We start from the raw sequence: 12391 nt of genomic DNA on the forward strand, positions 1-12391 counted from the left end.
GCACGGGGGCGTCAGCCCCTCCGAGCCGCAACGGCCTGCGCCAGACGGTCCAACTGCGCTGCGGTGGTGGACCAGTCGATGCACGCGTCGGTGATCGACTGGCCGTAGGTGAGCTCGTCCGCCTTGCCCAAGGTCAGGTCCTGACGGCCGGCCTCGATGAAACTCTCCAACATGACGCCCGCGATTCCCTGCTCGCCCTCGGTCAGACGTCGGGCAATGTCGTCGAGCACGATGACCTGACGCTCATGGTCCTTGCTGCTGTTACCGTGGCTCGCGTCGATGACCACGCGCTCGGGCAGGTTCGACTTACGCAGGCGGGCAAGGGTGTCCGCGACTGTCTCGGCATCGTAGTTCGGTCCGTCGCTACCGCCACGAAGAATGACATGGCAGTCGGGGTTGCCCGCGGTACGGATCAAGGCAGCCTGGCCGTCGAGGTCCGTTCCGGGGAACACGTGGCTCGCTGCCGCGGCGCGGGTGCCGTCGACGGCTACCTGCACGTCACCTTCGGTGGAGTTCTTGATACCGACGGGCATGGACAGCGCGCTGCACAGCTGACGGTGAACCTGACTGGCGGCGGTCCGGGCGCCGATCGCACCGTAGCTGACCAGGTCGGCAATGTACTGAGGCATGATCGGATCAAGGAACTCGCAGCCGACTGGCAGGCCCAGGCTCGACACGTCCAGAAGCAACTTGCGGCCGATACCGAGCCCGGTGTTGATGTCGAACGTGCCGTCGAGGTGGGGGTCGTTGAGCAGGCCCTTCCACCCGAGTGTGGTGCGCGGCTTTTCGAAGTAGACGCGCATGACGATGTGCAGATCGTCCCGCAGTTCGTCGGCCTTGGCGGCCAACCGGCGGGCGTAGTCCATCGCCGCTTCCGGATCGTGCACAGAGCACGGACCGACTACGACGATCAAACGATCGTCGTCACCGTTGAGGATGTTGATGGTGTCGGCCCGACCGGTGCGCACAGTGGCGGCGGCGACCTCGTCCGGAGCGTGCTGAGCACGAACAGTCGCCGGTGACACGAGCGGACTGATACTCACAGTGCGCTGATCGTCGAGGCTGTCCGAAGCTGTGGTGGTGTCGATGGTGACAGTCATGGGGTTTTCGGTTTCCTGTTCTCAGGCCGACCCCAGAGATGAAGAGAAACTCCAGCGAGCCGGTCTGTAGTCCGGCTCTTGGGTGGAGGTTGTCAGCGCGTGGTTACGCCGGCAGGCCCACCCGGGGCCGGCCTGCTAAACCAGAAATAGACGCGCTGCATGTCGGCCACGATACCTCGAGTTCGGATCAGATGGGCGCGCCCCTCCACGACGAGCCGAATCCGAGGGGAGCGTCCCGTGGCACGAGTCCGTGACGAATGGCCAAATCCGCTGAGCGATTGGCGCTTTCGAGCAAGGCTCCGGCTACGGAATTCGAATACGTTGGTCAGGCACCTGCCAATGCCCGGAACATCAGATGGAGCTGCGCCTTCTCATGCCTGTGATCGAATCGACCGAAACCTTCCACCCGACGGTGTCCCCTTTTGCGACCGATACCCCCTTGCAGTCGACAAGAGATGTGGACGGCGAGTTCACCCGTCTGATCGATTCCTTGACACGACGCGGATTCCTGGCCGGTGCGGCGGCGCTCGGTGCACTAGGCGCGCTCTCTGCATGTTCGAGCGAATCCAGCGGCACCGAAGCCTCGGACGAGTGGGTCGACATCGTCGTCGCGGACCAGGCCTACCGCCTGCCGCGGGACCCCAAGCGTGTCGTGGTGCTCGAAGCTCGAGGTGCCCTCGATTTTGCACTACTTGCCGAGTACCCGATCGTCGCGACCAATTGGGATCCGAAGTCTCAACTCATGCGCCAGGTACCCGCCGGCGCGGCTCGCCTCGGTGGGACGAACAACGAACCGAATGCCGAATCGATACTGAGCCACGACCCCGATCTTTTGGTCGTCGGGAAAGGCTGGTGGAATTACTACCAGGACAAGGGCCTGCTCGGCACTGACATCGCACCGGTGCTCGTCGTCGACGAGGGCACGACGAGCTCGTCGTGGAAGCAGGCCATGACCGCGCAGCTCACGGCTCTCGATCGCCGCGAAGTCGCCGAACGCGTCATCGCCCGATACGACGCCGAACTTGCGCAAGCGCGGGCCAAGATCGGTGGTCTCCTCGAAGGCAAGTCGATTGCGATCGCCGGCGCAGACAGCGGTCAGATCTGGCTGCAGAACAACACGTTCGCCGTGTCGGTTGCGCAGGACCTCGGCTTGAACGTCTTGACCGACGCTGCCCATGCCGCACCTGATCGGAAGGATTCGACTTTCTACAGCCTCGAGGAGCTTGCGATCTTCGACCAGGCCGACTTCGTCTTGCTACAGAACCCCGACGCTGTGGAAGCCGAGTCGCCCACGTGGAAACGAGTCCGCGCTGTCCAGGACGGCCATGTCGGGCATCTGCGATACGACCTCAACAACGGCCTCGCTCTGACTGCGATGGCCCTGGCCGCTGATATCGCCGAGCAGGTACAGGTCATGCGCTGACGTCTTCGGTATCGCCTTCCGAATCAGAAATCAACCGGATTCTCTGTCATACGAACAGTCGATACTGACTCACTCGGAAACGGATTATGTTGTCACCTGCCCGTGCTCTTCGCACGTCAGAGGGTGTTTCTCCGAACGCCCTGTTTCTCCGAACGCTAGGTGACCAATGACGCAGAACCCGTACTACGGCCAGCAACAACCGGTCGGCCCTCCGCCGGACAACAATCTGGTCTGGGCGATTCTCGTGACAGTGTTCTGCTGCCTCCCGCTCGGCATCGTCTCGATCGTCAAATCAAGCCAGGTCAACACTTTGTGGGCGCAAGGTCAGTTCGACGCTGCGCGAAAATCAGCTGACGATGCCAAGAAGTTCGCCTTGTGGTCAGTCGGCGCAGGTGTTGCCGTCGCTGTTCTGTACTTCCTTTTTGTCGTCGTCCTTGCCGGATCGAGTTCCCTGTGACCGCCGACGCCGACCGGCGACACTGATCGACGGCCAAACACCGAACTGCAATGACACCGAATTGTGGTGACACCGAGAACGATGACATATCACGACTCGCCGCACTGAAGGCGCCAGCGGCAGTTGCGTTCACGGCAATTGCGCTGTGCGGCTTCATCTCCTGGAGTGACCCCACCACACCTGGTGGGGTCATTCCCGTTTGTCCGACCAAAGCGCTGTTCAACGTCAATTGTCCCGGTTGCGGTAGCACTCGGATGGTGTACAGCCTCATCCACGGCGATTTCGGTGCAGCGATGCGTTTCAATGCCTTTGGCCTCGTGATGCTGCTTGCACTGGCGTTCACGTACGTCTCGTGGACGACCGCCCGCACCCGTGGAAGACCCGTCGTGCTCTGGCATCAGTTGCGCTGGTCACCGGCTGTGATCTTGACACTCGTGTTGATCTGGACGACGGTCCGCATAGCCCCGATCCCGATATTTGCCAGTCTCCGCGTCTAGGCCGGATCTCCTCACGCGTCCAAACGGAATACACCTCGCACCTGGCGTACGCCGTTGATCTGCACCTCGACGGCATGTTCGCCGGCGTAGTACTTCCGGGTGCTGATCGGTTTGAAGGAATGCCTCTTCGCGATACGGGCCGGCACCCCGGGTTCCAGCGTTCGTGTTGTCAGTTTGAAGACCTTGGGCGTCGTCTGCCCGTTGGCCTTCACGTGGTGGACGATGTAATCGATCACGACGGTGACGGACTCGCTGCCATTGTTCGTGACGGCGAAGTCGAAGGTGAGTTCTCCACCCGCATCAACTGTTTCGCGGTCGATGACGAACCCCTCGACCACGACGTCGGTGGGCGGCGAGAACCCCAAGAGGGACAGAGCATCTGGATCGCCGGCCTTGATCAACGTCCGCAATGCATGTTTGACGATTTTCAGTGTGTTGGCATCCGGTGTCTGCAGCCAACGCTTCGCAGTCGATACTGCGAGCGCAGCGTCAGCACGACTGAGATCGTTGAGATGGTTTGCGACCGAACGTCGTACATATTCCGAATCATCCCGATACAGCTCGTCGAGAATGACGATTGTCGACTCGGGACGCGCCGTCAATTCTTTCACTCGTCTTCCCCAGGGCAAACGAGTACGAGTGCCTTCGGTCGCCAAGCGCCGGACGTGTTCGTCTTCATGGCCGGTCCAGGTGAGTGCGATCGCCAGCGAACGGTCAAGGTTCGTTTCGAGAAATGTGCGAATTGCGAATTCGGCCGTCAGACGCGACGTCAGCTCGGCAAGCAGAGCCATTCCCTCGTCGAAATCCGACTCGGAGCCACTTCGTGTCGCCGTGACGGCGACGGCTTCGGTCACCGGCCAGATCATCCAACCGGTGAAGGTCTCTTCTGAAAGCGCACGGCGGATGATCTCGGCGAAGGCCGGAAGATCCTGAGGCAGTTCGGCAGTCATCGCGTCCCGCACGACGCGCGTACGTTCGCCGAGACTCATACCGTCGAATTCGGATGTACTACCCCGAACGAGGGCGAGGCGTGTGTGACCGGAGGCTCGCTCTAGACAGCCTGCCAGATCGGCGACGACGGATTTCCCGAGCAGTTCGTCAGCGGTGGGCATCAGGGGCACACCGTGAGAGCGGAAATCCGATCACCGTCGAGAGTGAAATGGTGATGTAACTGGACGGGGCTTCCGGGAAAATCACCCTCGACCTTCACCGACACGACAACGGCCGAGCCTGGGGTGTTGACCGACTCGATCTTCTGGGTGAAGGTGAACGCCGTCGACACGGCGGACTTCCACGCCACGATTTCTTCGATCCCGACATACGTCCGGCCGTCGTCACGAACCACTGCGTCTTCGGTGAAAACGCCGCGGACGTCGCCGCCGTCGAAATACGCGCGCGCTGCGCCTGGCACCTTCGCTGAGTCGATCATTCGCGAAGAGTACTGCTGGGGTCCGACAGGTTCGGCGAACTCACTGCCCGAGCAGACGCCGCCAACTGAATCTCCATCAACAGCCTGGCCGACGGCTCGGAGAGGTCGGTATCCGTGATCTCCTCGACCCTCTTGATCCGATACCTGAGGGTGTTCGGGTGAATCCGAAGCTGCTCGGATGCACGTCGGACATCGCCCGAATGTGCGAGGTAAACGGAGATGCTTTCGCGCATGTTCGACCCGTTGCGTCTGTCGTAGACGTCCAGGGCGTCGACTCTCGGATCGTGCAGTTGCTCGTCGGCCGCAATGGTGTCCATGATTTCGCCCAGCAGCACCGGTGTGCGCGAGTCCGCGAGGGTGGTCACACGAACATCACCCGACGTTCCGTCCAAGACCCGATCCACTTCGGCCCGAGCCTGGGCCACCTCCGCAAGCGTCGAAACCGGCGACGAGACCGCGGCCCGTAGCCCCGAAGGCGACACCTTGTCCAAACGCGCGACAACTTCGCGGGTCCACGAGACTGTGGATTTCACGGATTGGGTTCGCGGAAACAGCACATAGATCCGGGTGCCGACGGCACTCACCAGCGATTCACGCTGAAAGGCGCTGGCGTGCAGTCGCAAAGACGACACGAGTTCGCCCGAAGACGGCAGCCCACCGTTTCCGATACTCGCCACTCCGACCACCATCGCCGGTCCGGACATCGGGATGGTCAACGAGGCGGCGAGCGAAGGAACGTCGACACCGCCGCCGCGAACCCCGAGCAACCGCTGAATCTGTATCGCCTCGTTACTCGGCGCGTCTCGGATGCGCGAAATCAGCCGAGCAGCAACGGCCGCGGCACCGCGGAGCACGCTGTCGGCATCGCCGGCAATGGGAACCGGGCCTTCCTGCACCCAGATCGTGCCGAGAAGATCAGAGCTGAAACCGCTCTCCCCCTTGACATTGTCGGATATTCTCCGAATCGGAACCACCAACCGTCGCCTGATCGCAAGGTCGTCGTGAGCGGGCACCTCCACTACGTCGTCGCTTCGCCGCAGGCTCTCGAAGACGCCCCACTCCTGTAGCTTTCGGAGGTATTCGCGAGGTCCTTCGCGGCCGAGGATTGATTGCCGACGTAGCTCGTCCGCAGCATCTCCCGATGCCGAATAGGCCAAGACGTGGGAATGCTCGTCCTCGATGCTGACCATCCCCCGCGTGATTGCGGCGACGTTCTGCGCCAGCTCGAACAAGTCTGTGTCACTACCGAATACGATGTCGTCCGAATCCTGTCGGGACACCGAATGATCGAGCACGCCCCGGATGGTCGTGAACAATCGATCCCAACGAGCATCCGGATGGACCGCTATCAAGGCGATCCCGGCGCGCTGTGCCGCCGCACGCACCGACGTGTCCGAGGCCTCCTTCGACATGACGGCCCGAGGCGCTGATCCCTTCTGATCGAGGCGGTTCAGCCAGGCCGCCAATTCGGCTGCGCCGATACCGACAGCGAGCCAGAGCTCAGAGGATTCGACGGCCGCGGTTCTGGGGCGCGTGAGGTCCCCGACCTCTGCGAACACCACGGAGTCGACGAAGACGTCATCACCTGACGGCGCGAGGACGAGCTCGACAAAAGCTCCGCCCAGCGCCCGAAGGACCGCGTCGAGCCTGACCCCACGGATAGACACGTACCACCCACTCTCCGGACCGTCGCAACGCCTCAACTTCGAGAATAGTGCATTTTCCTGCGAAAACGGTTCAGCCGATCGGACAAACACGGACACCGATGTTTGGCCGCTCAGCGGATTACTCGCCGACGTCTTTCGACTTGACTGGTTCACGACACGACAACTGCCCACTCCTGAGTCTGCCGAAGGATCGTCATGGACGCCGTTACCAATGTCCCCCACCCAGCCAACGAACCGGTGAACAATTACGCGCCGGGAAGCCCGGAACGATCGCGCCTCCGTACGAAACTGACCGAACTGGCCGAATCGCCGACCGACATCAGGCAGGTCATCGGCGGCATCCACCGAACTGCGGAAGGTAAGCGAGAGAGCGTTGTTCAACCACACCGTCACAGTTCGGTGCTCGGATCGTATGCGGGCGCAACCCACTCGGACGTTCGTGATGCCATCGACGCCGCCACACTCGCCGCCCCGGCCTGGCGCGACCTCTCGTTCGACGACCGCGCTGCGGTCTTCCTCCGCGCCGCCGATCTACTTTCCGGCCCGTGGCGCGAAACCATCGCCGCCGCAACAATGCTCGGCCAGTCGAAGACCGCATACCAGGCCGAGATCGACGCGCCCTGCGAACTGATCGACTTCTGGCGTTTCAACGTCGCGTTCGCACGTCAGATACTCGCCGACCAACCCGTTTCCGCTCCGGGAGTGTGGAATCGCGTCGAATATCGTCCACTCGAAGGTTTCGTCTACGCGATCACTCCCTTCAATTTCACCGCCATCGCCGGAAATCTCCCCACAGCACCGGCCCTGATGGGCAACACCGTGATCTGGAAGCCGTCACCCACGCAGGCCGTCGCGGCGTACCTGACAATGCAACTACTCGAAGCTGCCGGCCTCCCGCCCGGGGTGATCAATCTTGTTCTCGGCGACGGCCCCTTGGTGTCCGAGGTCGCGCTTGCCGACCCCCGACTGGCGGGTATCCACTTCACCGGATCCACCGCAACGTTCCAGCGTTTGTGGCGTGAGGTCGGAGCCAACATCTCGAACTACCGGACGTATCCGCGTCTCGTCGGCGAAACCGGCGGCAAGGATTTTGTACTCGCACACAGTTCCGCTGACCCGGACGTACTCACGACGGCATTGATTCGCGGGGCCTTCGACTACCAGGGCCAGAAATGTTCGGCCGCATCACGGGCGTTCATCCCGAAGTCGGTGTGGGCCAAGATGGGCGACACGTTCATCGACACTGTGTCGTCGCTGAAGTACGGAGACGTCACCGACCTGACGAACTTCGGCGGCGCCGTCATCGACCAACGTTCGTTCGACCGAAACGCCGCCGCGATCGTCCGCGCCAAGTCGACCAGCAGCCTCACCATCGCAGCAGGCGGCGACTACGACGACCGCGAAGGATTCTTCATCTCGCCGACGGTCCTGCTCGGTGACGACCCCAGTGACGAGGCCTTCAGCACCGAGTACTTCGGCCCCATCCTTTCGCTTCACGTCTACGACGACTCCGCACCGAATGCCTACGCCGACATCCTCGCTCGTATCGACAGCGGATCCGCTTACGCCCTGACCGGTGCCGTGATCGCCACCGACCGTGCGGCCGTCGATCAAGCTCATCATGGTCTGCGGTTCGCCGCCGGAAACTTCTACGTCAACGACAAGCCGACGGGAGCGGTTGTCGGACAACAACCCTTCGGAGGTGCGCGGGCTTCGGGTACCAACGACAAGGCCGGTTCGCCGCAGAATCTGCTCCGTTGGGCGTCGACACGCACCGTCAAGGAAACCTTCGTTCCTCCCACCGATCATCGTTACCCCCACCAGGACGTCGATCCAGCCGAGAGCGAGAACCGTTGATGAGTGCCGTCTCGCTGAGCAACCCACTGCGCCCGGTGCTCCTCGCGGCGGCACGCTCGTCGCGACTGGAGAAGACAGTCTCCGGGATGACCTTGACCCGCAAGCTTGTAGACAGGTTCGTCGCCGGGGACGCGGAACCCGCAGCGATGTCAGCGGTGCGCGACATCCTCACCAGTGGCCGGTTCGTGACGGTCGACTACCTCGGCGAGGACACCACCGATCCGGCTCAGGCAACAGCTACCGTCGATGCCTATCTCTCCCTTCTCCGCTCGTACGCAACGCTTTCCGAGATTGCCGGGACGCAACACTCCCTGGAGGTTTCGCTCAAGCTCTCCGCGTTGGGGCAGTCACTTCCCGGTGACGGCGAGAAGATCGCCCTGGCGAACGCTCACCGAATCGTCACAGCGGCAGACGAAGTGGGCGCGTGGGTCACCGTCGATGCGGAGGATCACACCACCACCGACTCGACACTGTCCATCGTCGAAGAGTTGCGCCGCGACTTCCCGACGCTCGGCACGGTCCTGCAGGCGTATCTACACCGCACCGAGGCCGACTGCCGGCACTTCTCCGGATCAGGTTCACGAATTCGGCTGTGCAAGGGTGCATACAAGGAACCGGCCGGCGTCGCGTTCCAAAAGGCCGGCGAAGTCGACGCGTCGTACCTGCGTTGCCTGAAGGTCTTGATGGAAGGTGACGGGTACCCGATGGTCGCCTCCCACGATCCCACCATGATCGACGCCGCCCTCGAACTCGCCACATTGACCGAACGCACAGCCGAGGATTTCGAGTTTCAGATGCTCTACGGCATCCGCGACGGCGAACAACGCAGATTGGTAGCCGAAGGCAATCACCTGCGGGTCTACGTTCCCTACGGCAGCCAGTGGTACGGCTACTTCATGCGTCGCCTCGCGGAAAGACCGGCCAACCTCATGTTCTTCATGCGCTCACTCGCTTCCAACAACTAGACACCGGAAACCGGTGGCAGCGGTGGCAACTCGAGGTTTTCGCGAAAGGTACCGCCGACGTAGTCGGATCCCACGATTCCGCGCTTGCGCAGCTCCGGCAGCAGCCCGTTCGTGACGAAATCGCGTGTACGCGGATCGGCAAGGTCACCGAGCGTGATGACGTCGAGTACGCCCGCGTCGTATCGTTCCTCGATCGCGTCCGCGAGCTGTTCCGGGGTGCCCGCCGCTGCCCAGTGGCCGGTGTCCTTGGACGCGATGATCAACTCACGCAGAGTCTTTCCTAGTGATGCGAGCTTGCCGAAGATCTCGACCCGGCCCCGTCGTCGATTCACCGACGACGGGTCCGGCAACAACGACTCCGGGATCGGCCGATCCAGCGGCAATTCCGAGAAATCCACGTCACCGCCGAACATGTCGGCAAGCCTGGTGCGTCCGGCGTCGAAGTCCGTCGATTCCTCGGCTTCTCTGACCAATCGTTCGACTTCGGCTTCGGTAGCGCCGTACGTTGCGTGGAACGAGCTGAAAATCAGTGGCAGTTCGTCCCCACGCCCCAACTCTGCCGCCCTGGCGCGGATCGTCTTCGTGTAGGTGACCGCGTCCTCGAAGGTTGCGAGAGAAGTGAATACGACCTCGGCGAAGCGAGCACCCAGTTCGATACCTCCGGCAGATTGGCCTGCCTGGAATTGGACCGGACGACGCTGCGGCAGGGAGGGGATGTTCAGCGGCCCCTGCACCGTGAAGTACTTGCCTCGGTGCTCGATGGGGACCACCCTCGACGGATCGAGCACCGCTGAGCCCTCTCCCCGGATCAAGGCGCCGGGCTTCCAACTGTCGAAGAGCGCGTTGACCACCTCGAGCGATTCGGCCGCTCGGGCGTACCGCTCCTCCGGACTCGGCAGGTCCAGGTCGCTGTAGTTCTCTTCTCCGAGTGAGGAAGTGACGGCATTCCATGCGGCTCGACCATTGCTGACGTGGTCCAGGGTGCCGAACAACCGTGCCAGGTTGAATGGGTGATGAAACGTCGTCGTGACGGTGGCGATGAGCCCCACATGGGTGGTGACCGCACTCAGCGCGGCAAGGAAGATCAACGGCTCCTGCGCACCGATCGCGCCCTGCGCGCCGAAACTCAGCAGGTCGGCGGCAAACAGTCCGTCGATCTTGTTCGCCTCGGCCGTCTTTGCGACGTCGATCGCGGACGCGACCGTCGACGTCGTCGGATCGATCGCTGCGTCGTAGATACTTACCGCCCCGCTGACACCGGTCACCGTCTTGAGTGGACGCCTACGATCGGCCACCGACCATCCTCCTGGCTTCGCGAAATCTGTTCCGAATTCACAACGCTAGACCGATCCTGGCTCCCGACAAGGAATTCACTCAGCCTGGTTCTATCCCTCCGCACACCGCTTGGTCACGCACCGGATTTACGGGCACGATAGGCGGCGACATGCGCCCTGTTCCCACAGTTTCCGGTGTCGCAGTATCGCTTCGAACGATTGCGCGACAAATCCACGAAGACCGCCTCGCAGTCCGGGGCCTCGCACCATCGCAACCTCGAGAATTCGTCGGTTCGGATCAGATCGAGCACACCCATCGCCGCTTCTGCGGCCATCCGGTCCACCAGTGGCGAATCGTCAGCGGTGACGTGCAGATGCCAGCCGAGGTCGTCGTGCCTGGTGAGCCGCGGCCTCGCGCCCGATTCGAGTAGCAGTGTGTTCACCACCTCGACGGCGTCGTCCACTCCCGCGGCTTCCCAGAACTTTCGCAGTCGTGGACGCAGCGCACGAACCGCCGTCAATTCCTCCTGCGTGCCGTCCCGCCTGCCGGTCCAGCGATCCGCGTCGAGAAACCGTGTCAGCTCCTCTTGATCCGGAAGCAGTTCGGCCCCGCCGCGGGCCGTGTTGACCAACGACGCGGCGAAGACGAGCGCCGATTCCGTGTCACCAGCAAAATGCACTTTGACTCCTGAGCCGTATCAACCTAATGTCAGCATCGTAATCGCTTTTACTCCTGACGGGTGACGACGTGAACTCTCGCAACGGCTTGATCTTCGCTCTGCTGTCCGCGGCAACGTTCGGCGTATCGGGCCCGTTCGCGAAATCTCTCATCGAATCAGGGTGGTCCCCCGGCGGCGCAGTGTTCGCGCGCGTTGCCGGCGGCGCACTGGTGATGATGGTGATCGCCGTAGCCACCCAATGGCCTCGCCTACGACAGGTGAGCACCCACACGCGAACGGTACTGCTGTACGGGGTGTTCGCGATCTCGGGCGTTCAACTGTGCTTCTTCAATGCCGTGCAACATCTTTCGGTCGGCGTCGCATTGCTTCTCGAGTACCTTGCACCGATCATCGTCATCGGGTGGGTGTGGATAACCAAGGGCGCGCGTCCGAGCGTGCAGACGCTTCTCGGTGCGGCGGTGGCCTTGATCGGCGCCGCCGTGGTGATCGACGTCTTCGGATCGGCAGAGATCAGTGCCGTCGGAGTCGCCTGGGGACTGGCCGCCGCGGCATGCCTTGCAGTCTATTTCGTCATTTCCGAACGTGCGGACGGTGATCTCCATCCTGTTGTGCTCGCGGCATCGGGGCTCACGGTCAGTGCAGTGGTCATCGGCGCGCTCGGACTCGTAGGCGTCCTCCCCCTCCAGTTCTCGGCCTCGAACGCCGTCGTGGCAGACCATTCGGCGAACGTGTGGCTGCCGGTGGTGGTCCTGGTCCTGGTCAGCACTGTCATTGCCTATCTCACCGGCATCGCCGCGATCACGCTGCTGGGGCCGACAATCGGGTCTCTGGTAGCGCTGACCGAAGTGCTGTGCGCGGTCGTCGCCGCGTGGATCCTGGTCGGGGAATCCGTCACCGCACTCCAAGCTGTAGGTGGCGCAGCAATCATCGCGGGGTTGGTCCTCGCGCGCCTCGGTCAGGTTGCACCGAAACAGATACCGGCCGACCCGATGACAAATGTCATGGCAGAAGAATGACGGACGGACGAGGGATCACGACCTCG

Annotated in this window: 12 protein-coding genes; 6 read left to right on the plus strand and 6 right to left on the minus strand. The window is 62.4% G+C overall.

Translation table 11 applies throughout. The features are described 5' to 3' along the window. Nucleotides 1-11: 11 nt before the first annotated feature. A complete protein-coding gene (locus tag ACVZUB_RS23335; protein WP_030535319.1) occupies nt 12-1100 on the minus strand; it encodes a 3-deoxy-7-phosphoheptulonate synthase in 1089 nt (362 codons plus the stop codon). Nucleotides 1101-1473: 373 nt separating this feature from the next. On the opposite strand from ACVZUB_RS23335, the gene ACVZUB_RS23340 reads away from it, so the two are divergent. From ACVZUB_RS23340 to ACVZUB_RS23350, 3 genes are all read left to right on the plus strand, one after another. After that, nucleotides 1474-2523, plus strand: coding sequence for an ABC transporter substrate-binding protein (locus tag ACVZUB_RS23340; RefSeq protein WP_482627810.1), 1050 nt, complete (start codon nt 1474-1476; stop codon nt 2521-2523). Nucleotides 2524-2689: 166 nt separating this feature from the next. After that, nucleotides 2690-2980 carry a CD225/dispanin family protein gene (locus tag ACVZUB_RS23345; RefSeq protein WP_003940575.1) on the plus strand — a complete coding sequence of 97 codons (291 nt, stop codon included), beginning with the start codon at nt 2690-2692 and terminating at the stop codon, nt 2978-2980. A 50-nt stretch (nt 2981-3030) separates the two neighbouring features. Next, nucleotides 3031-3477, plus strand: a complete 447-nt coding sequence (locus tag ACVZUB_RS23350; RefSeq protein WP_165639070.1) for a DUF2752 domain-containing protein — start codon at nt 3031-3033, stop codon at nt 3475-3477. Between the two features lie 11 nt (nt 3478-3488). Here the strand turns inward: ACVZUB_RS23350 and ACVZUB_RS23355 are convergent, their stop codons facing one another. Genes ACVZUB_RS23355 through ACVZUB_RS23365 form a run of 3 tightly spaced genes read right to left on the minus strand, consistent with a single transcriptional unit; the run spans nt 3489 to nt 6573 of the window. Then, nucleotides 3489-4589, minus strand: coding sequence for a DNA alkylation repair protein (locus ACVZUB_RS23355; protein ID WP_064688104.1), 1101 nt, complete (start codon nt 4587-4589; stop codon nt 3489-3491). Then, nucleotides 4589-4906: a nuclear transport factor 2 family protein gene (locus ACVZUB_RS23360; protein WP_007733586.1), complete on the minus strand. Its 318-nt coding sequence runs from the start codon at nt 4904-4906 to the stop codon at nt 4589-4591. The genes ACVZUB_RS23355 and ACVZUB_RS23360 overlap by 1 nt, the downstream gene beginning before the upstream one ends. Further along, nucleotides 4903-6573: a PucR family transcriptional regulator gene (locus tag ACVZUB_RS23365; RefSeq protein ID WP_047270998.1), complete on the minus strand. Its 1671-nt coding sequence runs from the start codon at nt 6571-6573 to the stop codon at nt 4903-4905. Before ACVZUB_RS23365 ends, ACVZUB_RS23360 begins: the two co-directional genes overlap by 4 nt. Nucleotides 6574-6768: 195 nt before the next feature. Here ACVZUB_RS23365 and pruA point away from each other — a divergent pair, with 195 nt between their 5' ends. Both pruA and ACVZUB_RS23375 read left to right on the plus strand, forming a co-directional pair. Continuing rightward, the gene (gene pruA / locus ACVZUB_RS23370) at nt 6769-8430 is read left to right on the plus strand and encodes an L-glutamate gamma-semialdehyde dehydrogenase (protein WP_058037794.1); all 1662 of its coding nucleotides are present in this window, start codon (nt 6769-6771) and stop codon (nt 8428-8430) included. After that, nucleotides 8430-9395 (plus strand): proline dehydrogenase family protein, encoded by a 966-nt coding sequence (locus tag ACVZUB_RS23375; protein ID WP_482627811.1) that lies wholly within the window; start codon nt 8430-8432, stop codon nt 9393-9395. Before pruA ends, ACVZUB_RS23375 begins: the two co-directional genes overlap by 1 nt. Here ACVZUB_RS23375 and ACVZUB_RS23380 read toward each other — a convergent pair. Both ACVZUB_RS23380 and ACVZUB_RS23385 read right to left on the minus strand, forming a co-directional pair. Next, the gene (locus ACVZUB_RS23380) at nt 9392-10690 is read right to left on the minus strand and encodes an NtaA/DmoA family FMN-dependent monooxygenase (protein WP_042921756.1); all 1299 of its coding nucleotides are present in this window, start codon (nt 10688-10690) and stop codon (nt 9392-9394) included. The genes ACVZUB_RS23375 and ACVZUB_RS23380 overlap by 4 nt on opposite strands. A 113-nt stretch (nt 10691-10803) precedes the next feature. Further along, on the minus strand, nt 10804-11349 hold the full coding sequence (locus tag ACVZUB_RS23385; protein WP_482627812.1) for a CGNR zinc finger domain-containing protein: 546 nt from the start codon (nt 11347-11349) through the stop codon (nt 10804-10806). 68 nt (nt 11350-11417) lie between these two features. On the opposite strand from ACVZUB_RS23385, the gene ACVZUB_RS23390 reads away from it, so the two are divergent. After that, nucleotides 11418-12365: an EamA family transporter gene (locus ACVZUB_RS23390; protein ID WP_209909687.1), complete on the plus strand. Its 948-nt coding sequence runs from the start codon at nt 11418-11420 to the stop codon at nt 12363-12365. The last annotated feature ends 26 nt before the right edge of the window (nt 12366-12391 follow it).

Source organism: Rhodococcus sp. OS5 (genome assembly GCF_056837585.1).